At 29.8% G+C, this 23,625-nt stretch carries 26 protein-coding genes and 1 pseudogene; 22 read left to right on the top strand and 5 right to left on the bottom strand.

Annotated elements, in window-relative coordinates:
• Positions 1-19: 19 nt before the first annotated feature.
• The 5 genes from FVE72_RS06980 (at position 20) to FVE72_RS06960 (ending at position 4,241) form a co-directional block, all read left to right on the top strand.
• Positions 20-601: a DJ-1/PfpI family protein gene (locus tag FVE72_RS06980; protein ID WP_026737785.1), complete on the top strand. Its 582-nt coding sequence runs from the start codon at positions 20-22 to the stop codon at positions 599-601.
• Between the two features lie 207 nt (positions 602-808).
• Positions 809-1,351 (top strand): type III toxin-antitoxin system ToxN/AbiQ family toxin, encoded by a 543-nt coding sequence (locus tag FVE72_RS06975; RefSeq protein ID WP_036056431.1) that lies wholly within the window; start codon positions 809-811, stop codon positions 1,349-1,351.
• 159 nt (positions 1,352-1,510) lie between these two features.
• Entirely contained in the window at positions 1,511-2,392 is an 882-nt protein-coding gene (locus FVE72_RS06970; RefSeq protein WP_006806723.1) for a helix-turn-helix domain-containing protein, read from the top strand.
• A 38-nt stretch (positions 2,393-2,430) separates the two neighbouring features.
• Positions 2,431-3,474, top strand: coding sequence for a helix-turn-helix transcriptional regulator (locus tag FVE72_RS06965; RefSeq protein WP_146966515.1), 1,044 nt, complete (start codon positions 2,431-2,433; stop codon positions 3,472-3,474).
• 191 nt (positions 3,475-3,665) lie between these two features.
• On the top strand, positions 3,666-4,241 hold the full coding sequence (locus FVE72_RS06960) for a hypothetical protein (RefSeq protein WP_146966512.1): 576 nt from the start codon (positions 3,666-3,668) through the stop codon (positions 4,239-4,241).
• A gap of 54 nt (positions 4,242-4,295) precedes the next feature.
• Here FVE72_RS06960 and FVE72_RS06955 read toward each other — a convergent pair whose 3' ends face one another.
• Genes FVE72_RS06955 through FVE72_RS06945 form a run of 3 tightly spaced genes read right to left on the bottom strand, consistent with a single transcriptional unit; the run spans position 4,296 to position 6,673 of the window.
• The gene (locus FVE72_RS06955) at positions 4,296-5,153 is read right to left on the bottom strand and encodes a CPBP family intramembrane glutamic endopeptidase (RefSeq protein WP_146966510.1); all 858 of its coding nucleotides are present in this window, start codon (positions 5,151-5,153) and stop codon (positions 4,296-4,298) included.
• Positions 5,154-5,183: 30 nt separating this feature from the next.
• Positions 5,184-6,041, bottom strand: coding sequence for a CPBP family intramembrane glutamic endopeptidase (locus tag FVE72_RS06950; RefSeq protein WP_026737783.1), 858 nt, complete (start codon positions 6,039-6,041; stop codon positions 5,184-5,186).
• Between the two features lie 14 nt (positions 6,042-6,055).
• A complete protein-coding gene (locus FVE72_RS06945) occupies positions 6,056-6,673 on the bottom strand; it encodes a helix-turn-helix transcriptional regulator (protein WP_006806740.1) in 618 nt (205 codons plus the stop codon).
• A gap of 173 nt (positions 6,674-6,846) precedes the next feature.
• Here FVE72_RS06945 and FVE72_RS06940 point away from each other — a divergent pair, with 173 nt between their 5' ends.
• The 14 genes and pseudogenes from FVE72_RS06940 (at position 6,847) to FVE72_RS11495 (ending at position 17,573) form a co-directional block, all read left to right on the top strand.
• Entirely contained in the window at positions 6,847-8,517 is a 1,671-nt protein-coding gene (locus FVE72_RS06940) for a formate--tetrahydrofolate ligase (protein WP_026737782.1), read from the top strand.
• Between the two features lie 18 nt (positions 8,518-8,535).
• Positions 8,536-9,741, top strand: a complete 1,206-nt coding sequence (locus FVE72_RS06935; protein ID WP_026737781.1) for a MalY/PatB family protein — start codon at positions 8,536-8,538, stop codon at positions 9,739-9,741.
• A gap of 82 nt (positions 9,742-9,823) precedes the next feature.
• Positions 9,824-10,162, top strand: a complete 339-nt coding sequence (locus FVE72_RS06930) for a putative hemolysin (protein WP_146966508.1) — start codon at positions 9,824-9,826, stop codon at positions 10,160-10,162.
• Between the two features lie 155 nt (positions 10,163-10,317).
• Positions 10,318-11,130: a VOC family protein gene (locus FVE72_RS06925; RefSeq protein ID WP_051411763.1), complete on the top strand. Its 813-nt coding sequence runs from the start codon at positions 10,318-10,320 to the stop codon at positions 11,128-11,130.
• 21 nt (positions 11,131-11,151) lie between these two features.
• Complete coding sequence (locus FVE72_RS06920) at positions 11,152-11,838, top strand: helix-turn-helix transcriptional regulator (RefSeq protein ID WP_006806776.1); 687 nt, start codon at positions 11,152-11,154, stop codon at positions 11,836-11,838.
• Positions 11,839-12,134: 296 nt separating this feature from the next.
• Positions 12,135-13,469, top strand: a complete 1,335-nt coding sequence (mgtE, locus tag FVE72_RS06915) for a magnesium transporter (RefSeq protein WP_006806777.1) — start codon at positions 12,135-12,137, stop codon at positions 13,467-13,469.
• A 139-nt stretch (positions 13,470-13,608) separates the two neighbouring features.
• Positions 13,609-14,949, top strand: coding sequence for a magnesium transporter (gene mgtE / locus FVE72_RS06910; RefSeq protein ID WP_026737779.1), 1,341 nt, complete (start codon positions 13,609-13,611; stop codon positions 14,947-14,949).
• A gap of 260 nt (positions 14,950-15,209) precedes the next feature.
• Positions 15,210-15,743, top strand: a complete 534-nt coding sequence (gene infC / locus FVE72_RS06905; RefSeq protein WP_006806781.1) for a translation initiation factor IF-3 — start codon at positions 15,210-15,212, stop codon at positions 15,741-15,743.
• 17 nt (positions 15,744-15,760) lie between these two features.
• The gene (gene rpmI / locus FVE72_RS06900; protein WP_006806786.1) at positions 15,761-15,967 is read left to right on the top strand and encodes a 50S ribosomal protein L35; all 207 of its coding nucleotides are present in this window, start codon (positions 15,761-15,763) and stop codon (positions 15,965-15,967) included.
• Positions 15,968-15,997: 30 nt separating this feature from the next.
• Entirely contained in the window at positions 15,998-16,342 is a 345-nt protein-coding gene (rplT, locus tag FVE72_RS06895; protein WP_026737778.1) for a 50S ribosomal protein L20, read from the top strand.
• A 97-nt stretch (positions 16,343-16,439) separates the two neighbouring features.
• A pseudogene (locus FVE72_RS11615) lies at positions 16,440-16,715 on the top strand (transposase zinc-binding domain-containing protein); the annotation flags it as partial.
• Positions 16,716-16,790: 75 nt separating this feature from the next.
• Positions 16,791-17,162, top strand: coding sequence for a transposase (locus FVE72_RS11610; RefSeq protein ID WP_269472575.1), 372 nt, complete (start codon positions 16,791-16,793; stop codon positions 17,160-17,162).
• 40 nt (positions 17,163-17,202) lie between these two features.
• Complete coding sequence (locus FVE72_RS11605; protein WP_332069766.1) at positions 17,203-17,412, top strand: transposase; 210 nt, start codon at positions 17,203-17,205, stop codon at positions 17,410-17,412.
• Positions 17,379-17,573, top strand: a complete 195-nt coding sequence (locus tag FVE72_RS11495; RefSeq protein WP_232049427.1) for a transposase — start codon at positions 17,379-17,381, stop codon at positions 17,571-17,573. Before FVE72_RS11605 ends, FVE72_RS11495 begins: the two co-directional genes overlap by 34 nt.
• Positions 17,574-17,861: 288 nt before the next feature.
• Here the strand turns inward: FVE72_RS11495 and FVE72_RS06885 are convergent, their stop codons facing one another.
• Positions 17,862-19,061 carry a homoserine dehydrogenase gene (locus FVE72_RS06885; RefSeq protein WP_026737776.1) on the bottom strand — a complete coding sequence of 400 codons (1,200 nt, stop codon included), beginning with the start codon at positions 19,059-19,061 and terminating at the stop codon, positions 17,862-17,864.
• 12 nt (positions 19,062-19,073) lie between these two features.
• Positions 19,074-20,297 carry an aspartate kinase gene (locus tag FVE72_RS06880; protein ID WP_146966496.1) on the bottom strand — a complete coding sequence of 408 codons (1,224 nt, stop codon included), beginning with the start codon at positions 20,295-20,297 and terminating at the stop codon, positions 19,074-19,076.
• A 409-nt stretch (positions 20,298-20,706) separates the two neighbouring features.
• Between FVE72_RS06880 and FVE72_RS06875 the strand changes: the two genes are divergently transcribed.
• The 3 genes from FVE72_RS06875 (at position 20,707) to FVE72_RS06865 (ending at position 23,625) form a co-directional block, all read left to right on the top strand.
• On the top strand, positions 20,707-20,904 hold the full coding sequence (locus FVE72_RS06875; protein WP_006806760.1) for a cold-shock protein: 198 nt from the start codon (positions 20,707-20,709) through the stop codon (positions 20,902-20,904).
• A 261-nt stretch (positions 20,905-21,165) separates the two neighbouring features.
• On the top strand, positions 21,166-22,845 hold the full coding sequence (locus FVE72_RS06870) for a uracil-DNA glycosylase (RefSeq protein WP_026737775.1): 1,680 nt from the start codon (positions 21,166-21,168) through the stop codon (positions 22,843-22,845).
• 12 nt (positions 22,846-22,857) lie between these two features.
• Positions 22,858-23,625: an SDR family NAD(P)-dependent oxidoreductase gene (locus FVE72_RS06865; protein ID WP_026737774.1), complete on the top strand. Its 768-nt coding sequence runs from the start codon at positions 22,858-22,860 to the stop codon at positions 23,623-23,625.

Here is a 23,625-nt window from a genome sequence, read left to right as displayed (position 1 = left end):
AGAAATCAGGTGAAATTATATGAAAAAAACGGCTGTTTTACTTTATGAATCATTTTGTAATTTTGAATTTAGTGTCTTGCTGGAAATATTGGCGATAAATAAAAAGCCTGTTGTATTTTTTGCTAAGGAAATTTTACCGATAATAAGTGAAGAGGGTTTGAAAGTGATTCCTGACATAAAAATAGAGGATTTGGATATTTCGGAATTTGATTCATTGATTTTAACAGGAGCAGCAGATATACGTAAAGCTATAGAAGACGAAGAAATCCTTTCTTTTATTAAAAAATTCGATGAGAGAGATTACATTATAGGTGCTATTTCCATTGCTCCTATTCTATTGTTAAAAGCAGGAATTTTGAGCGAAAAGTCTTTCATGGCAGGAGTAAATAAAGAAGAATTATATGAAGAAGGATTTTCGGAAAAAGATTTGACTTTAATGATTGATTGGAACGAATCCATTAAAAATCCTGTGCCTAACGGATATATTAAGGACGGAAATATTATAACTTCAGTTTCGTATGAGTTTGTCAGATGGGGTATAGAAGTAGCAAAAAAATTGGGACTTAATGTTAATCCGCTATCATTCGGGATAAAAGAATAATTTTAAGTCTTGAATTTATTAAAAAAATATGAAAAAGTGTATTGCAAAAAATCGAAAAATGAGGTATAATAATTTCAAGAGGGAGTGGCTACAGCTCCATTGATTAAATTCAATGTGTTAAAAAGTGTGCAGTAAAAGACACGAGGTGATAGCGATATCACCTTTTATAATACAAAATAAATGAAAGGGTTAATTTGAGGAGGAAAAATGAAATTTAATGAAAAATATACAGAGGAACTATTTTTCGTTATGGTAAATGAAAAATATTCAGATTATTTAAGGAAATATGATAAAAAAATAAGAGAAAAAGAAAAAAGACCTTATATAGGAATAGTATTACAAATAAAAGAAAAACAATATTTTGCACCTTTATCATCTCCTAAAGAAAAATATAGATTAATGAAAGAACAGATGGATTTAATAAAATTAAAAAATGGGAAATTAGGAGTAATAAATTTAAATAATATGATACCTGTAATTTCAAATAATTTATATATAGAAAAAATAAAGTTAAGTGATTTGAGAAAAAGTAAAATAGAAAAAGAAAGAAGATATTATTTTTCATTAAAAGAACAACATGAATTCTGCATACAGAATAAGGAAAAAATTTTGAAAAAAGCAGAAAAAGTTTATGAAACTTTTACAAAAGAAAAATTTGAATTAACAAAAAGAGAAAAATTTATATCAAAAAGAGTGATAGATTTTAAATTAATGGAAAAATTATGTGAGAAATATACAGAAAAATTGTAATTTAAAATAAAAAAATTTTTATTTTTTAATGCTTGAAAGCCAGTAAAAATAATAAATGCTACTTAGAGTAGCAAAAATTTTTAAAATGTAATTTCTATTTTCTCGTTTTTTTGAAGAAGATAATTTATACTTGAGCATCAAAACTAAGGAGGAACCATTATGACTTTTGCAGAAAAATTAAAATCATTCAGAAAACAGGCGAAAATGTCTCAGGAAAAACTTTCGGAGAAATTGGGGGTATCAAGACAGGCAGTAACCAAATGGGAAACAGGATTGGGAATACCTGAAATTGAAAATATAAGAGCAATATCGGAACTTTTTGAAATTTCTATTGATGAGCTTTTATCTGATGAATTGGAAGTGAAAAAAGAAAAAGATTATCTTTTTGAAAGCATAACAGAATATGATATTGATTCGATAAAACATTATGACATAAAGCTTATAGGAGCATATAAAATCATTTTAACAGGATATAGCGGAGAAAAAATTTATGTTCGTTTTGCTTCAAATACACTGGCTGATATTGAAAAAGATTTAAAATTGAAAATAGATGACGGAAAATATAATATTGATTTGGATGTGAATTATTTTAATCAGACAACAAAAGCCTTAACAAAAGAGGATTTGGTTATTTTTATGAAATTGCCGGAAAAATACATTGAAGGGATTGAATTGGCTGCTGCAGCAAATACTGTAGAATTTCATTCATTAAGCTGTGAACAGATAGAATTTGACGGAAAAGCTGAAAATGTTATGTTGGATAATGTAAATGCGAAAGTAAAATTGAACTGTAATCTTGATATGAATATTGTATGCAAAACTTTAAACGGAAATCTCAAAATAAATCAGCTATTTGCAACATCGAAACTTTCAGTGGTAGAAGGAATGTCATTTTTTGCTAAAAAAAGAGGTATAGGAAACTCTTTATTATATGAAAAAGACGGGAAATATGTGGAGTCTTTCGGAGATGAAGATTCAGAAAATATTATAGAGCTTAACGGAATGAAAAGTGAACTTATTATTAGTAGAAGTTTGAAATAGATTACTGACAGAATAATTTTAAAAGGAGCAGTAGGAAAATGTCTGATAAAAGAAAAGATTCAACGGAAAAGTCGATAAGAATACTTAAAATTCTGAAGAGACTGTCTAAAGGAGAAATAATAAATATTGAAAAAGTTTCAAATGAATACAATGTTCACAGAAAAACTGTGCAAAGAGATATTGAAAGTTTGAGAGCCTATTTTTTAGAGGAAAATTCTTCGGAAATCAAGTATTCAAAGACAAAAAAAGGATATTATCTGATAAATAATGATCAAAACAATTTTACAAATGAAGAAACATTGGCGATAAGTAAAATAATCCTCGAAAGTAGAGCGTTTAATAAGACTGAACTGGAGAAACTCCTAAAAAAGTTGATAAAGCAGGCTACAAATGAAGACAGGAAAATAATAGAAGATATAATAAAAAATGAAGAATTTAATTATAGCCCTTTACAACATGGTAAAAATCTTTTGTCGATAATTTGGGATTTATCTCAATATATTGTAAATAAAGAACTGATTAATATAAAATACACAACAAAAGACGGTGTACAGAAGAATTATGAAGCAAAATCTTTATCAATAATGTTTTCCGAATATTATTTTTATCTTATTACTTATGTTAATGGAAAAGAAGAATATCCTGCAATTTTAAGAATAGACAGAATTAGTGAAATAAAAAGAAAAAATCAAAAATTTTTACTTCCTTACAACGAAAGATTTGAAGACGGGAAATCCAGAAAATATGTATCTTTTATGCATTCAGGACCTGTAAATATAGAAGTTGAGAAGGAGAGCGATGAAGAAAAATTAAAAAATTTGGCTATAAAATTTATTGAAGAAATGTCGGGAGAAAAGTTAAATGAGAGAAAAGTTAAGATTGAACGTCAATATGTTATGAGTGGAGAAGATGAGAAAGGAAAAAGTAGAAAATATATTATAGATATTTTATTAGGAATTAAAAATAAAGAAAATGATGGAATAGTTGATAAGTACATTATTATTGAAGACAAAACTTTTACAGGAGTTCATGGAGATCAAATAAATAAATATAGAGAATACTTGGCAAAAGAAAAAAAATAAGTAAAAATAGTATTAGATGTATTTATTATAAAATAGGAGATCAACCTAATCCTCAAGATGAAGCTGATTTTGAATACAATAGAAAAAAAATAATTGAGTTATTCAAAAATAGGAATATAGAAAATTCTATTTTTAAAAGCTATCTTACATATTTAGAAAGAATGGAAAATGAAATAAATTTATATGTGAATATGAATATAAAGAAATGGGAAAAAAACCAGTACATAGGCTTTTTTAAATTTTTAAAAGAGAAAGAAAAAGAATTATTGAAATGTGATGAATGTAGTTGGGGCTATGTTCCGAATGCTTCAGGAGGATTTATGGGATTTTGGTGGTTTCCGTTAAATGATGAAGAATTTAAAAAAATACAAATGGAAAACGAATTTCTATATTTTCAGATCGAACAATATCCTGTAAAAGAAAAGAAAGAAAAAGAAGAAAAATATATAACAAAAGATATTATAGCTGTAAAATATACGGTAGATAAACCTGATAGTGATGAGAAAAAAGAAACTGAAGGAATAAAAATAGGAGCAGAAAAGAGAAGAATAATATATGAATATTTTCAAAAGAAAGCTAAAGAAAAAGGAGAAGAGTTTAAAAAGAAAGCTTTCAGAAGTGGGAAATATATGACAGTTGGATATTTGGAATATGATTATGAAAATTATAAGAAAAAAATAAAATGCTTGCAGGAGATTCTAGAAAGTTTAAGAAATGATGAGAAGCTTTTGGAGGAATTACAAAATACTGAAAATAACACAAGATAAAAGTAAATTACTTTAATTTGAGGGCTGTTAAGCCCTCATTTACTTTCAATTATTTTAAGATTCTTTTTTCATTCTCACCCCTCTAAGATAAAGCCCAATACACAAATAAATTACAGTAGGTATAATTCCTGAAGATAGTGAAAAAGCAAAAGCCCATTTAGGAATAACATAAACAATGTTAAAAAGTAAAAGAGGATTTATAACGGCATCTTCTGTTGCGTGCATAATTACTAAAGGCCAGATTGAATTTGTGGCACGATATATTTCGACATACATTACATTCCAGCAAAGAATACAAATTGTTGCGACAATGACAAAACAAAGTCTTCCGCCGGGAATAGTCGCTTCAATTTCTTCTTTGGACAAAAAAACAAGGTAGTAAGGCAAATGCCAAAAATTCCAGATTAGAGCAGATACAACATACAATTTCCAATCACTCCATGAAAACTTCATCAATTTACTTGTCAAATATCCCCGCCAAAGAGATTCTTCAAAAAAGTTTTTTATAATCTGTATAACGAGTTGCCCGATTAACATTGTTAAATATACGGAAATACTTATGGGATTAAATACCATTGTTTTTGTCAAATAACCGAGTATAAGCATAAAAACTGTAACCGTAGGATAAATGAGACAGGAAAGTAAATACCATTTTCTATTTTTACGAAAATTCGGCTTATAGCCCGTATCTTTCCAGCCGTCTCCGCAGAAAGTTCTGAGGATAAAGACAAGTATAAGCGGAGAAGATATAAAAATACCCATGCCGAGTGTGCCGTCGTTACTTAGTGTTCCCATATTTTCATAATGTGCCTGATTTGTAATTTTATCTATAAATACTCCTACCCAGCCGCAAATTAAAACAAAAACAGTGAATATAGTTACATTTCTTTTGGTTACTTTTAAATTGTCCATAATATCGCCTCTTTCTAAAGATTTTATTTTTTAATTTTTTTTCATTCTCATTTCTCTAAGATAAAGTCCTATACACAAATAAATTACAGTGGGAATGATTCCCACAGATAGTGAGAAAATAAAAGCCCACTTAGGAATAACATAAATGATATTAAAAAGCAAAAGGGGATTTATAACGGCATCTTTTATTGCGTGCATAATTACTAAAGGCCAGATTGAATTTGCGGCACGATATATTTCGACATACATTACATTCCAGCAAAGAATACAAATTGTTGCTACAATGACAAAACAAAGTCTTCCTACCGGGATAGTGGCTTCAATTTCTTCTTTGGATAAAAAAACGAGATAATAAGGTAAATGCCAAAAGTTACAAATTAGAGCAGATACAATATACAATTTCCAATCACTCCATGAAAATTTCATCAATTTACTCGTCAAATATCCTCGCCAAACGGATTCTTCAAAAAAGTTTTTTATAATTTGTATAAATAGTTGCCCGATTAACATTGTTAAATATACAGAAATACTTATGGGATTAAATACCATTGTTTTTGTCAAATAGCCGAGTATAAGCATAAAAATAGTAACTGTAGGATAAATAAGACAGGAAAATAAATACCATTTTCGATTTTTCCGAAAATTCGGCTTATAACCTGCATCTTTCCAACCGTCTCCGCAAAAAGTTCTGAGGATAAAAACAAGTATAAGCGGAGAGGCTAAAAAAATACCCACACCGATTAGTGTACCGTTGTTGCTTAAAGTTCCTATATTTTCATAATGTGTCTGATCTGTGATTTTGTCTATAAATACTCCTACCCAGCCGTAAATTAAAACGAAAACAGTAAATATAGTTACATTTCTTTTTGTTATTTTTAAACTGTCCATAATATCGCCTCTTTTTAAAGATTTCCTTTTTTAATTTCTTTCTTTACATTTTCAAACCATTTAATATTGAACTTTGTATTGTCAATCCCATATTGGAGTGTAAGCAATTCGTAATTGTTAATATCATGACCGAGATTTTCTATATCCGACTGTTCAGATATTTTTAAAAGACCCTGTTTATAATCTTCGTTATTATTGTGAAATTCAATTATATTGTTAAATTCTTCATTGGAACGGAGCTTTTTTATATTTTCCAGAAGTCTCAGCTCTTCTTTCTGACTCTCAATAATTTCGGAAATTAAAGAAAGACGATTTTTTACAGGAACCATACCCATAAAAAGTAATTTTCCTATTTCCATATTCTTAGTTTTACTCATATCAATAGGTGTTTTCAGCCATTTTATAAATTCATCACGACCTGTATCGGTAATAGAATAGAGTTTTTTTGTTACATTTTTTTCTCTAATCTCGTTGAAAACTATTAAGTTTTCAGCCAAAAGTTTTTTTATTGCAATTTGTATACTGCCCATACTGTCACTGCACATAGACTGAAAATTTTCATGAATAATATTTCTTATTTCATAAACTGTAAATTCTTTTATTACTAAAATACCGAGTATTAAAAATTTCATATTTCGTTCTCCTTTTTTAAAAATGTTACTATTAGATATATCTAATAGTAACACTAAAAAATATTTTTGTCAATTAAATTTTTAAAAGTCATTAAACATGAAAAAATTAAATACAAAAAGTTATTATAAAATGCTATAATACAAATATAAATTTATAAAAACAGGAGGATAAAATGACGGATTTGGAAATTTCTCAGAAAGCAAAGTTGGAAAAAATTAATGTTATTGCTGAAAAGATAGGACTTACAGAAGATGATTACGAACAATACGGAAAATATAAAGCAAAAGTTAATTTGGATGTATTGGAAAGAAATGCCGATAAAAAAGACGGTAAACTGATACTTGTAACGGCTATAACTCCTACACCGCCGGGAGAAGGGAAATCTACGGTAACTGTAGGGTTGACACAGGCATTGAATAAATTCGGATATAAATCCATTGCGGCATTGAGAGAACCGTCATTGGGGCCTGTATTCGGAATGAAAGGCGGAGCTACAGGGGGTGGAATGTCTCAAGTAGTGCCGATGGAAGAGATAAATCTGCATTTTACGGGGGATCTGCATGCTATTTCAGCTGCTCATAATCTTATTTCCACGTGCATTGACAATCATATAAATCACGGAAACGAACTTGATATAGATGTAAACAATATCACTTGGAAACGTGTGTTGGACATGAATGACAGAGCATTGAGAAACATTGTTATCGGATTGGGTGGAAAAATAAACGGTATTCCGAGAGAAAGCTCTTTTCAGATAACGGTTGCATCGGAAATAATGGCGATATTCTGCCTTGCAGAATCGATTACTGACTTGAAAAACAGAATAGGCGAAATAGTATTCGGATATAACAGAAAAGGAGAAATACTGAAAGTAAAACAGCTGAATGTACAGGGAGCAGCAGCATCGCTTTTAAAAGAGGCTATAAAACCTAATCTTGTTCAAACTTTGGAAAATACACCGGTATTTATCCATGGAGGACCTTTTGCCAATATTGCTCATGGATGTAACTCGGTTCTAGCTACAAAAACGGCACTTAAACTGTCTGATTATGTCGTAACCGAAGCAGGATTCGGTGCGGACTTGGGAGCAGAAAAATTTCTTGATATAAAAGCGAGAAAAGCGAATCTTGAGCCTAATGTTATTGTTCTTGTGGCTACTGTCAGAGCGTTGAAACATCACGGAAGTAATATGGATGGAAATAAAGACAGCATTGAAACATTGAAAAAAGGTATGACAAACTTGGAAAAACATATAGAAAATATGCAAAAATACAACGTTCCTTTAGTTGTAGCAATAAATAAATTTGTAACGGATACTGATGAGGAAATAGAAGAAATAACAAAATTCTGTAATAAAAAAGGTGTCGAAGCGGCTCTTTGCGAGATTTGGGAAAAAGGCGGCGAAGGTGGAAAAGAGCTTGTCGAAAAAGTAATGGATGCTATTGAAAAAAATGAAAAGTCGAAAGTCAAGTTTTCTCCTTTGTATGATGAAAAATTGCCGATTAAAGAAAAGATAGAAATAATATGTCGTGAGATATACGGAGCAGACGGAGTGAAATTTATGCCGAAAGCGTTGAATAATATAAAAAAATATACTGAAAACGGATACGATAAACTGCCGATATGTATTTCAAAAACCCAGAAATCTTTGTCGGATAATTCGAATTTACTTGGAAGACCTGAAGGATTTGAAGTTACAATAAATGAAGTGAGATTGTCGGCAGGTGCGGGGTTTTTAGTGGCAATGGCAGGAGAAATTATTGATATGCCGGGACTTCCTAAAAAACCGTCGGCTGAGTTGATTGATATAGATGATAACGGAGTAATAACAGGGTTATTTTAAAATAGGAGGAAAATTAAAATGAGTAAAAAATATGACTTTGAAACAGTAATCAGCAGAAAAGGGCAGGGAGCTTATAAATGGGATCAGATGTATGAAAAATATCCTGACCTTGAAGACAGTATAGTTCCTTTTTCGGTAGCGGATATGGAGTTAAAACCTGCAACTGAAATAACAGAAGGATTGCAAAAATATATAGGGGAACAGATACTCGGATATACAGGACCGAATAAAGATTATTTTGATGCAGTAATAAAATGGATGAAGAAAAAACATGATTTTAATATTGAAAAAGACTGGATTTCCTGTTCGCCGGGAGTAGTTTCGGCAATATATGACTGCGTTAAGGCGTATACCGAAGAAAATGACGGGGTAATTATATTTACTCCTGTATACTATCCTTTTTACAATGCAATAAAATTCAATAACAGAAAAATTATAGATTGCGGACTTATTGAAAAAGAGGGATATTATACGATTGATTTTGAAAAATTTGAAGAATTTGCCAAAGATCCGAATAATAAATTGCTTATTTTATGCAGCCCTCATAATCCTGTAGGAAGAGTCTGGACAAAAGAAGAATTGGAGAAAATAGGAAAAATAGCTTTAAAAAATAATTTGATAGTAGTTTCCGATGAAATTCACTTTGATATAATAATTCCGGGACATAAACATACTGTTTTTCAAACTTTATCCGAAGAACTTGCAGAAATTACAATAACTTGTACAGCACCTACGAAAACATTTAATTTGGCAGGTGTCGGAGTATCAAATATTATAATAAAAAATAAAAAATTAAGAGAAAAATTCAGAAATTCACAGGAAAAGTCTGCAACACATGTATTTTCTCCGTTACCATACAGAGCGTGTGAAATTGCATACAGTCAATGTGAAGAATGGTTGACTTTGTTTTTGGAACTTGTGGACAGAAATCAGAAAACAGTAAATAAGTTTTTTGAAGAAAAATTCATAGAATTGAAAGCTCCTTTAATAGAGGGGACTTATTTACAATGGATTGATTTCAGAGCTTTAGAACTTAAAAACGAAGAGCTGAAAAAATTTATGAATGAAAAAGCAAAATTATTTTTCAGCGAAGGATATACTTTCGGAGAAAAAGGAAGCGGATTTGAGAGAATAAATCTGGCTGTTCCTTCAGCTGTTTTGGAAAAAGCACTGGACAGATTATATAATGCGATAAAAGAAGATTTTTCTAAATTATGCAAATAAAATAAGTGAAAATAAAGATATTGATTGTATAATAAGTAAAACTTATAAGAATAGTTGAAAAATAAAATGTAGAGGTGAAAGAATGAAAATATTGAAAATAATGACATGTTTATTGATTTTAGGAACGGTAATTTCATGTACGGAAGTATCAAAAAATACAGGACCTGAAAAAACAATATCGGATGTACATTTAGAAAAGACAGGACATCACAAAGGTGGGCATAAGAAAAAAGGACATCATCCAAAGAAAGACGGAGATCGTATGATAGGAATGCCTAATCCGGCTTCTGTTTACTGCACGGAACAAGGCGGAGAGTCTGTTACGAAAAAAGATGAGCAAGGAAATGAATACGGAATTTGCAAGTTTAAGGATGGAAAAGAAGTCGATGAATGGCAATTTTACAGAGAAAATCATGAATAGGAAATAGTTGTTTTAAGAGTGTGGAATTTATATGCTTCAAATACACACTCTTTTTCTTTTGTTGACTTTTGTTTATTAAAATGTTATTATTCTTTATATTTTTATATACAAATGTTTTGAAAGCTAAAAAATGCAAAGAAAGGAAAATTATAGAAATGAAAAAATACGGACTTAATTTTGATTTTATAACTTTAAGAGTGAAAAATATAGAAAAAATGAAAGATTTTTACTTGAAATTATTGAAAATGAAAGTTTTAAGCGAAAAAAATGAAGGAGAGAAAAAAGAAATAGTTTTGGGAACAGATACAAAAGAAATCATAAGGCTGATTTCCTATGGAAATGAAAGTATAGAATCACAGGAAGAAACCAATGTATATCATATAGCTTATCTATTGCCGACAAGAGAAGATTTAGGGAATTTTTTGAGAAATTGTATAAAAGAGCAGATAAGACTTGATGGAGTGGGGGACCACGATGTCAGTGAAGCTATATATTTAACAGATCCCGAAGGGAACGGAATAGAAGCTTATGCCGACAGAGATTATAATACTTGGAAGTGGAACGGTAATTATGTTATAATGGGAACGGTAGAAGTCGATACGGAAGATTTGTTAAGAATTTCTGATAATATGCCTGATTTTGTAATTCCCGAAGGAACAAAAATAGGACATGTTCATATGGAAACGTTTAATATTGAAAATGATAAAGAATTTTATATTGAAAAGTTGGGACTTGATGTAGTATCGGAATTGCCGAGAGCTTATTTTATGTCTGTGGACAGATATCATCATCACTTCGGAATGAATCAATGGAATGGAAACAGAAAAATACCTAAAAAGGAAAATTCTACAGGAGTTGAGGAAATCTACATTACAATGGATAAGGAAAAGTTCAGTAGAAAATTTTCGGGGGATAAAACAGTAATTGAAACTCCGAACGGCATAAAATTGGTTATCAAGTCTGAGTAAATTTAATGAAAAGAGGCTGATATGAGAAAAACCGGAGAAATATTGGAAGAATATTTGAGAAAAAAAATGTCTCAGGTGGATTTGGCAAAGATAATAGAGGTATCTCCTCAGTATATTAACAATATAATAAAAAATCTAAAAAGTCCGTCTGAAAATTTTTTGGAAAAATTTTATAAAATATTTGATGTGAGTGAAGAAGATAGAGCTGAAATAAAAGAATATGAAGAATTCAGAAAATTACCGAAAAAATTTCAGGAAGAAATATCGGCTTTGAAAAAATCAAATGAAAATGACGGAAATGTCAGTAAAAACGAGAGAACTCAAAAGATTTCTCTGTTAGGAAAGTTTGATAACAGCGGATTTTTCAGATATTCAGAAAATAATGAATCAGTATTTTTACCTAAAATTGAAACAAATAATGAGCTTTTTGCTGTAAAAACAGAATATATTGACTATATTCCCGATTTTTATATAAATGATACTTTGATTTTCGAGAAAAAAAATATTACAAGAAACAGCGATTTACATGGGAAAATATGTTTGACAGAGTGTAACGGAAAAATTGAAATAAAAAAAGTCGAATATATTGATGAAGTTATTGTATTAAAATCTCCGGGAGAAAGAGAAAATATGATTTTATTGACAAAAGAAAAATATTCTCAATTAAAAATAATCGGGATTTTAAAAGTACATATGAGAATATATTGATAAAATATAAATTGTTATATAGAAAAGTTCAACTGAGAATATAATTATATTTTTACTTAAGTCTTAAAAAACAAAAGAAAATTCTAAGAAAATCATTGACAACACTTGTTTTGTCTGATAAAATCTTATAGAAAAAAATTTATGGAGGTGAGTGTTTTGAACGAAGAAACCGGTCGGAGTAAATTTAAGATGGGAAAGAATATTTTTATAAATGTATACAGGATGATCGGAATATCTTCGCCATTGTTATTCTTTTCATCCAAAAATTTGTATGAAGAGTAGAGAAAGGAAAAATAATGGAAAATTCAATTCAAAACCTTATAAAAGAAAAAAAATATTTTGAAATAAGAAAATATTTGAATGATTTGAATACGGTGGAAGTTTCGGAATTGTTGAATCAATTTGAATCTTCCGAACTTATAATGATTTTCAGATTATTGTCTAAAGACAGAGCCGCAGATGTATTTTCTTATTTGGATACGGAACATCAGGAAATGATAATTAATACCATGACCGATGTGGAAACAAAAAATATATTTGATGAACTGTATTTTGACGATATAGTAGATATTATAGAAGAAATGCCGTCAAATGTAGTAAAAAAAATATTGAAAAATACCGATACCAAAGACAGACATATGATAAATCAGCTGTTGAAATATCCCGATAATTCGGCAGGAAGTATAATGACCACAGAATATGTGGATTTGAAAAAGGATATGAAAGTATCCGATGCAATCAGAGAAATAAGAAATACTGTTGAAGATAAAGAAAATATATATACCTGTTATGTAATAAGTGCTGACAGAAAACTGGAAGGGGTAGTTTCGCTTAAAGAAATTATTACAAGTGATAATGATGTTATTATAGAAGATATTATGAACCGTAATTTTGTGAGTGTTCATACTAATGATGATCAGGAAGAAGTAGCAGAAATAATTAAAAAATACGATTTAATAGTGTTACCTGTTGTAGATATTGAAAATAGGCTTTTAGGTATAATAACAATAGATGATGTAATGGACGTAATTGATAAAGAAGCTACAGAAGATTTTCATAAAATGGCAGGGATTTCTCCTGTGGAAGAGTCGTATCTTAAAACAAGTGCCTTTACAATGGCAAGACAGAGAATAATGTGGCTTATAGTCCTCATGATTTCTGCTACATTCACGGGAAGAATAATCGGAAAGTATGAAAATGTACTGCAATCTGTAGTTATACTGGCTTCGTTTATTCCGATGCTGATGGATACCGGCGGAAATGCCGGTGCACAGTCTTCAACTATAGTAGTTCGTGCGTTGGCATTGGGAGAAGTAGACGTAAAAGATACTTTCAGAGTATTGATAAAGGAGTTTTCTATTTCATTTATAGTGGCGATAGTTTTGGCAGCAATAAATTATTTGAGGCTGATAGCTTTGACAAAGGTACCTTTAAATGTTGCTTTGACTGTTTCCGTAACTCTTATATTCGTAGTTATAATTTCCAAAATAATAGGGGCTTTGCTTCCTATAGGAGCAAAAGTTTTGAAAATGGATCCGGCTATTATGGCAGGACCGTTAATAACTACAATATTGGATGCTTTAACTCTTACAATTTATTTTAAATTTGCAACTGTTTTTTTGAAGATTTAGCCTACTTTGCTTTAAGAAAAAAGTAGCAAAAAACAGACTGAAATTTTAATGTCGGAAAAATTGAAAATAAATATTGAGAAAAAATTAGTGAATGTAAGATAATAAAAAATCCTTAATTAAATCAAAAAGGAGAATAAGAATGAAAGAAATAATAGAAACTCTTATAAAAGAAAAAAAATACTTTGAAATAAGAAAACAGTTAAACGAATTAAATACAGTAGAAATTTCCGAAGTAATAAATGAATTTGAAATTTCAGAGCTTGTAATAATGATTTTCAGACTTTTGAAAAAAGATAAAGCTTCTGATGTATTTCCTTATCTGGATTCCGAACATCAGGAAATGATTATTCATGCAGCAACAGACATTGAAACAAAAAATATATTTGATGAACTTTATTTTGATGACATAGTAGATATTATAGAAGAAATGCCTTCAGATGTAGTAAAAAAAATATTGAAAAATACTGATGCGAAAGATAGACATTTGATAAATCAGCTTTTGAAATATCCCGACAATTCTGCAGGAAGTATAATGACTACAGAGTATGTGGATTTGGAAAAAAATATGAAAGTATTCGAAGCCATTGAGCAAATAAGAAATACAGGGAAAGATAAAGAAAATATTTACACATGTTATATAACCGATGAACAGGGAAAACTCGAAGGTGTGCTTTCTCTTAAAGAGCTGATAGCTAAAAAAGACGATACGATAATAGAAGATATTATGAACCGTAACTTTATAAGTGTTCAGACTAACGATGATCAGGAAGCTGTAGCGGATATGTTTAAAAAATATGACTTGATAGTTATGCCTGTTACAGATCATGAAAACAGACTTTTGGGAATAATAACAATAGATGATGTAATGGACGTAGTTGAACAGGAAGTTACCGAAGACTTTCATAAGATGGCAGGGATTACTGCTCCGGCAGAAGAAACATATTTGAAAACAAATGTATTTACTATGGCAAAACAGAGAATAGGCTGGCTTGCCGTACTTATGATTTCCGATACAATATCAGGAAATATAATTCAGGGATATGAAAAAGTATTGGCACAGTCGATTATACTGACGGCATTCATTCCGATGCTGATGTCCACAGGAGGAAATGTCGGTTCTCAATCTTCCACAGTTGTAATACGTGCATTGGCTTTAGGGGAAATTTCTCCCAAAGATGCCTTTAAAGTGCTGAAAAAAGAATTTTCGATTTCCATAATGGTTTCGATTGTTCTGGCAATTTTGAATTTTATAAGATTAATTACGTTGGAAAAAATAGATTTGATGATAGCTCTTACAGTTTCTGTAACACTTGTGTTTACAGTTATAGTTTCAAAAATAGTGGGTGCGTTGCTTCCGCTCGGAGCAAAACTCATTAAAGCGGATCCGGCAGTAATGGCAACACCTTTAATAACTACAATATCCGATGCAGTTACGCTTATTATTTATTTTAAATTTGCTACATTGTTTTTGAAAATTTAATTTAAAATAAAATTTGACAAAAAATAAAAAATATAGTAAAATAACTGAGTAATTAAATTAGAAGTAGAAACGTTGTTTCTCACCTTTCCATCATATACAGTATTTTAGCTGTTATTGAGTCTATTTAATAGACGGTTTATAAGAGATGAGTCAGGTATATAGTTTTATTTATCCTTATATTTTGATATATAAGTGATTTTATATGACTGGTGAACAAGGTTTCTTATATCTTGTTTTTTTATTTCAAAAATCTTTAGGAGGTGTTCTTTATAAAAGGAACTAATAAATCTGACGAACCAAGAATGAATGAGAGAATCAGAGCGAGAGAAATAAGAGTAATAGGAGAAGACGGTGAACAGTTCGGAATTTTATCGGTTAATGAAGCTATAGCTCTTGCCAATGAAAAAGGATTGGAACTTGTTGAAATCTCTCCCAATGCAACACCGCCTGTATGCAAAATTATGGACTATGGAAAATTCAAGTATGAGAAAACTAAAAAGGAAAAAGAAAACAAAAAGAAACAAAAAAATGTTGTAATCAAAGAGTTAAGAATAAAACCTCATATTGATGAACATGATAAAGAAACAAAAATATCTCAAATTGAAAAATTCATAGCAAAAGAGTATAAGGTGAAAGTAAGCTTGAGATTAAGCGGAAGAGAAAAAATGCATGCTGAATCTGCTATTAAAGTCTTGGATGAGTTTGCAAGTCATTTTGAAGAAACTGCAACTGTAGAAAAAAAATACGGGAAAGAGCAGTTACAAAAATTCATTATGTTATCACCTAAAAAGTAAAATAAGGAGGAAAGAAAATGCCAAAAATGAAAACACACAGAGGAACAAAAAAAAGAGTTAAAGTAACAGGAAGCGGAAAACTTGTTATTAAACATTCGGGAAAAAGTCACATATTGACTAAGAAAACACATAAAAGAAAGAAAAGATTGGGACAGGATGCAATTGTTCCTAAAGGTGCAGAAAGAAGAATCAAGAAATTATTAGCAGGACAAGAAGGAAGATAATCGACCTAAAAAGTATAAGGAGGAAAGAAAATGCCAAGAGTAAAAACAGGAATAGTAAGAAGAAAAAGACATAAAAAAGTATTAAAAGAAGCAAAAGGATATAGAGGATCCGTAAAAACAAACTTTAAAAAAGCGAATGAAGCTGTTAAAAAAGCAATGGCTTACGCAACAGAGCATAGAAAACAGAAGAAAAGAAAAATGAGAGAATTGTGGATAATAAGAATAAATGCTGCAGCAAGATTAAATGGAATTTCTTATTCTAAATTTATGAACGGATTGAAAAAAGCGGGAATCGAATTAGACAGAAAAGTATTGGCTGATTTGGCTTTAAATAATCCTGCAGATTTTGCAAAATTAGTAGAAAAAGTAAAATAGTTATTTATATAAAAGATGCTCTTCAACAACTGAGGAGCCTTTTTATTATAAAAAAAGCCGAATTGAAATTCGGCTGATTTTTTTGTATACTGTATTTATGACTAGTAAACACTTTATACAAAATAAACTGAAAGATATCTTCAGTAATAAAAATATTGTACTAAATTCTTTAAACTTTTGCAAGAAAAATTATCTTAATCCTATACATCTACAATATATTAAATCTTCTATCTCTAAATTTCTTGCTTGTAGAGATTTATCCAAAGGCTTCGTTTCTTTCAAATGCCCTAAATGCCCTATTACTCACAATTTTCCTCTTTCCTGTAAATCCAGACTCTGTCCTTCTTGCGGTTACAAATATTCTCAACTTTGGACTGATAATATTCATAAACATATTCTAAACATTCCTCACAGACATGTTCTTTTTACTATTCCAAAAATATGCAGAATGTTCTTCTTCTATGATAGAAATCTCCTTTCTAAGCTTTCTGTCGCTGTTAATGATATCTTTAAATTTCACTTCCATAATACTTCTAAAAAGAATAAAAGAATTAATAAAATTTCCAAATCTTCTAAATTTTACTTCACTGATTCTGATATTCTTCATTATGGTCTTATTTCTGTTATTCATACTTTCGGGCGTGATTTAAAATGGAATCCTCATATTCACGCTATCGTTTCTCTCGGAGGATTTAATAAAAATTTTGATTTTAAAAAACTTGAATACTTTAATGTTGATACTATTGCAGCTCAATGGAAATATCACGTCCTTGATATTATTTCTAAGGGAACTATCCTAATCAAAAAATTAAAAGATTAGCTAAAATTACTGTCAATAAGCTATATAGTCAAAATGCAAGATTCTTTTTAATGTCAGAAGCGGTGATGTCAATAACACCAAAGGTATTATCAAATACTTAGGTCGATATCTTGCACGTTCTCCTATTGCTGAGTATAAAATTACTGATATTACTGACAATGAAGTTACTTTCTTTTACAATGATTTAGCTAATGATAAACAAAAACATTTATTACTATGCCTATTCAAAAATTTATTTCCCAAATTTTAATCCATGTACCTCCTAAAAATTTTAAAATGGTTAATAGATATGGACTATATGCAAGACATATTTCCAATAAGCTAAAAAGAGCTGTTATTCCTTTTAAGAAGAATATTGTCCCTAATAAATTTTCTTTTATCAAAGACAAACATTTAAAACTTTCGGTATAAATCCTTTCTATTGTCCTATATGTAACATTAGAATGATTGTATGGGAATTTTATCATTATTTATATCCCAAACCTAAAAGATATTATTAAATCTTTTTAATCCAACTATGTTGGATATTTTGTCATACATTTTTTTTGATAAAAAGATAATAAAGAGGCTTACGCCTCTTATATAATTTGCAAAACATATCATTGAATTTGATTTCTAATCATTTATTTAATCATTAAATTTAAATTTACTTTCCTTAGGAATAAAAAATGTGAGGACAGTAAATCCTCACAATATTTTTTATCTCATAATTTTTAAAATCAATTTTTCCTGTGCATTTTTCAAATACTCATTTATATCATTTCTTGAAATATCATCAGCAATTATAATATAAAAGCTGTCTATTTCATTATATATTTCAAATGGAGATTTCTCAATATCAAAATCCGATGAAACTCTTATATAATAAGAATTTTTTATAGTATTAATATCAACAACATCAAATATCTTAGTAGAGTTAAAGAAATAATCCGATTCTATATGTATTCTTGCGGCAATTTTTACTATATCAGAAACAACAGCGGAAGCTGTAGGATCCATTCCGGCCCCTTTTCCGTAGAATAATGTTCTTCCTGTATAAGAACCTATTGTTTCGATAGCATTGTACACATCATCAACTTTTGCTAAAATTTCAGAATTTTGTACAAGTGTCGGCTCTACTGAAATCTGTACGGAATTTTCCGAAAGAAGTTTTGATTGAGCAATGAGTTTTATAGTATGATTCATTTGATTTGCAGCAAAAATATCAATAGAATTAATATCTCTGATTCCTGAAAGCTGCATATCCTTAAATTTAATCGAACCTCCATAAGCAAGTGAAGCCAAAATATTGATTTTATGTCCTGCATCAATTCCGTCAACATCATAAGTCGGATCAGCTTCGGCATATCCTTTGGCAGAAGCCAGAGATAATGCTTCGGCAAAAGATAATTTTTCCTCTTTCATTTTAGTAAGTATGTAATTTGAAGTACCGTTCATTATACCTCTTATCTCAGTCACTGTATTGGCTACAAGGCTTTCCATGAGAGGAGTTACAATAGGAATTCCTCCTCCTACAGCAGCTTCAAATAAGAAAGAAACTTTATTTTCTTTAGCTATCTGGAATAATTCCACACCATGCTTGGCAACGAGAGCTTTATTTGCAGTAACTACACTCTTTTTAGCCCTGAATGCTTCAATAATAATATTTTTAGCAATTGTTTCTCCTCCGATAAGCTCCACAACAATCTCAATTTCATCATCATTTATAATTTTCTTGTAATCATCAATGAGAATTGATTTATCGAAATCAAAAGAAAATTCTCTGTTAATATTCAAATCGCATGCGTATTTTACTTCGATGTCCATAGTCGACTTTTCAAAAATACTTTTTCCTTCAGTCGTAAGAACTTTCAAAACTCCCTCTCCGACTGTTCCAAGACCTATAATTCCTATTTTCATATAAACCTCCTTTTATACTTCAATAAATTTTTGATGCAAAGCTTTTACAGCTTTTTCAATGTCATCTTCTTTTATAATACATGATACGTTGATTTCAGAACATGAAATCATATCTATATTTATACCGTTTTCAGCAAGAGTATCGAATATTTCTGCAGTAGTTTCATAGTGAGTTTTGAGCCCTATTCCTATAACAGAAACTTTTGCGATTTTTTCTTCATGAATAACACCTTGAGCTCCAAGTTCATCTTTAAGTTTTTCGGATACATTAAGAGCTTCTTTAAAGTCTTCAGTTTTAACGGTAAACGAAATATTGTTGAACTCTTTGTTTATGCTTGAGCTTTGAAGTATTATATCTGTATTTATTTTGGATTTTGCCAGTGTTGAAAATACTTTTGCAGCTATTCCCGGTTTATCGGGTACTCCCATTAATGTTATTTTTCCTTCGTTTTTCGATGATGTAACTCCTACTATTTTTACTTCTTCCATTGAATTTTCTCCTTTTTTTTCATCAGTTACTATTGTCCCCGTAGAATCATCAAAAGATGATCTTAAATGTATATTTATACCGTATCTCGCAGCAATTTCCACAGATCTCGGATGAAGTACCTTGGCACCTGAAACTGCCAATTCGAGCATTTCCTGATAAGAAATAAATTCCAGTTTTTTAGGGCTTTTTACTACTCTCGGATCGGCAGTATAAACTCCGTCAACATCTGTATAAATCTCTACTTCATCGGCATTTAAAGCTGCCCCCAAAGCAACAGCAGTGGTGTCCGAACCGCCCCGTCCTAAAGTAGTAATATCGTTGTTTTCCGTGATTCCCTGGAAGCCTGCAAAAACAACAACATTTCCTTCGGAAAGTTTTTCTTCTATAAGTTCCGTGTCAATATCAAGTATTTCAGCTTTTGTGTGATCTTCGGTTGTTTTGAATTTTACCTGAAAAGCATTTAATGAAACGGCTTTTCCTCCTAAAGCTTCGACGGCTATAGCAAGAGAAGCTATAGAAATCTGTTCTCCCGAAGTTAAAAGCATATCAAGTTCTCTTTTATTCGGAGTGTCCGAAATTTCATATGCCCTTTTTATAAGCGAATCGGTAGTTCCTGCAGGTGCAGATACTACAACTATTACGTCATGCCCCTCTTTCTTGTATCTTAAAACTCTTTTAGCAACTTCTTTTACTCTTTCGGCATCAGCAACGGAAGTTCCCCCATATTTTTGAATAATTAACGCCATATTTCACATCGTATAACACTTAAAATAAGTTATTATCTCTCTCCTTTTTTAAAATTTAGGTTATTTTAGGAACCTATTACCTTTAAAAATTTATTCTATACTATAATATACTATTTTAATACTTAATTCAATATTAAAACGAATATTATTTCATTAATGATTATATAAATTTTTCAATCTATTATATATACTATTAATGATAAGATGAAAACACTTGTTTTTTAAGGGATTAAAAAGAATAAACAAAAAGCATAATATTGATATAAAATAAATATAAATCAAAAAAAGACTTCCAATTCTGAAAAAATGTGGTATAATAACTATAGAAACCAAAAGCAAGTGTAACAAAATATATAAATGTAGTTTGTAACAAGGTTGTTTGAGGTGTAAATTTTTAGGAGGTAGTACTTTGTTAGGTAAAGTAAAATGGTTTAACGACAAAAAAGGATTCGGATTTATTTCAGGAGAAGACGGAAATGATTATTTCTTGCATTTCTCTAAAATCAATAAAGAAGGATTCAAATCAGTTAATGAAGGTGAAGAAGTAAGTTTTGATGTAGAAGAAGGGCCAAAAGGACCTCAAGCAACAAACGTAGTTTCTCAATAGTAATTAATTAAATGTCAGAATTAAGAGTAGGAGTGATCTTTAAGATTGCTCCTTTTTTTTGAATAAATAATTCAGAAATTTTTGAAGAGTTAAAATTCTTATTGCTTTTTGACAATATATTTTGTATACTTTTTATGTAAAACTTCTTTTTTGTTGAACAAATCGGAAGTTTTCTTTTCTATATAAATAAGCAAAATTTACTAAGATATTGAACAGTATATAAATCTATTAAAAGGTATAGGAAATGAGGTAGTAAAAGTAATGAATATAATTTTAGAAGACAGTATATATCATAGAAGCGGAATAAAAGATTTCGGAGTAGATCCTGTAAATGAACGGATAATCATGACAGGAGAAAAACTTGTATTTTTCAAAAATGGTAAAATAGAAAAAGAAATAAGCGGAAAAGTTAAGAATTGTGAAATAATAAAATATATTAAAGAGAAGAATCAGTTATTTGTTTCAAGTACATTTTTTGTTTCTACCGGAACGGGAAAAGTTTATAAATGCGACAGTTCAAAGAAAAAAATAGTTGAACCTGTTTTTGATTCGGAAAAATTAATAGAGTTTATAAATTTTACAACAGGCGGAAAAATAATTTATATTGAAAATGATATATTGTATTCTTATGATTCGAACAGCTTGGAACTTAATCAAGCTGAAATTTCTGAGAAAGAAAGCAGACAAAGGGGAAATTATAAATTATTTACGAGCGGTGAAAATGTTATTTTAAAATACAGAGAGCTTCACAGCCAGACAAATATAATCAACATTTTTGACAGTAAACTTGAAAAAATATTTGAAATAAAAACCGAAAATAATCATATATATGCAAAAATTTCCGACTTGGAGTATATTGCGGGAACTGCAACAGGAGAAATAGAAATATGGAATATACTCGAAAAAGAGCTGTATAATTCCATAAAAATAGCTGATTCGAGAATAACATATATTGAGAAGAATAACGGAAATTATTTTATCGGTACGGGAAACGGTGATTTGATTATAACCGATTGGGAATTTAAAATATTGAAAACACAAAGTGTTTTTAAAAATGAAATTATAAAAATATGTTATATTGAAGATCAGATTTTTATTTTAAGTGCAGATAATAAAATAGTAACTTTAAAAATTATCGATGAAGAAAATGACAGTAAAAATACACCGTTAAGAGAAAAGTTTTTGGAAGAATATAATATTCATAGTGATTATTATGATTTTTTTACGTTGGACAGAGTTATAAAAATAGATAATTTTATAAAAGAAATGGATATAAAAAAGATAAACTATACTCCATCAAGAGAAAACATATTTAAAGTATTTTCCGATTCGATTTCTTCGAGAAAAGTGTGTCTGATAGGAAAAGATCCTTATTTTCAGGAAGGAGTAGCAACAGGACTTTCTTTTGAAGTAAATAAATCTTCGTGGGATGATCCTGAAATAAATACATCACTGAAAAATATAGTTAAGTTAATTTACAAAACTTACACGGGAAAATCTGAAGATATAAGTAAAATCAGAGAAGAAATCGAAAATAAAAAGTTTTTGATATTGCCGCCCAACAAACTTATAAAATCATGGAAAGAGCAAGGAGTTCTTCTTGTCAGTGCCGCTCTTACAACGATTGTCGGGAAAGCGGGAGAGCATCATAAATTCTGGGACCCTTTCACAAGGGATTTGCTCGAATATATTTCCGCAAAAAATCCCAATATAGTGTATTTCTTATGGGGAAAAGACGCCGAAATATTTGAAAAAAATATATTGTCGGGGGAAATTATAAAGCACAATCATCCTGCTATATCGGGAAATCTATCCAATGAAAAAGATTTTATGAACGGAAAATCTTTTGAAAAAACAAAAAATATTATAAACTGGACAGGATTTGAAATAAAACCTGAAAAAGTCGTAGAAGATACTGAAAATACAGGAAGACTTTTTTAAAAAGGAGATTTTATGTCTACAGTACTCATTACAGGAGCCGGATCGGGAATAGGAAAAGAACTTGCAAATTTATTTGCAGAAAGAAAGTATGATTTACTTTTATGTGGAAGAACATTGGAAAAACTGGAGGATGTTCAAAAAGAGATTTTAAGTAAATATGAGATTAACTCCACTGTAATTCAATATGACTTAAATAATACCGAGAATATTGAAAAAATAATAGGAAATTATGATGCGGATGTACTTATAAATTGTGCAGGAACAGGAAAAATGGGAGATTATGAAAGTCTATCTTTGGAAGATGAAAAAAGAATGATTAATGTAAACTTTGTTGCTCCGATGATTTTAAGTAAAATTTTTATAAAAAAGTTTATGGTTAAAAAATACGGAACAATAATAAACGTATGTTCTACAGCCTCGTTATATCCAAATCCTTATCTTAACGTGTACAGTGTGTCCAAAGTTTCGCTTCTTTATTATTCTTTGGCTTTGGATAAGGAAATAAGCATGAAAAATAATAATATAAGAGTATTAAGTGTATGTCCTGGACCTGTAAATACTGATTTTTTTGAAAAAGATACAAGAGAAAAATTTTCTTCGTGGAAAAAATACGAAATGAAAGTTTCAAAGGTTGCAAAAGCTATAATGCAGGCTTTTGACATGAAAAAAAGATTTACTGTTATAGGTTTCGGAAATAAAATTTTTTCATATATAATGAGAGTGCTTCCGATTTCTTTTCAACTGAAAATAGTTGAAAAATTTTTAAGAAAAGGAGTTTGA

This window comes from Pseudoleptotrichia goodfellowii (assembly GCF_007990505.1).
Taxonomy (GTDB): Bacteria; Fusobacteriota; Fusobacteriia; order Fusobacteriales; family Leptotrichiaceae; genus Pseudoleptotrichia; species Pseudoleptotrichia goodfellowii.
Note: the sequence above shows the minus strand (reverse complement) of the source record. Positions and strands in the feature narration are given on the sequence as shown.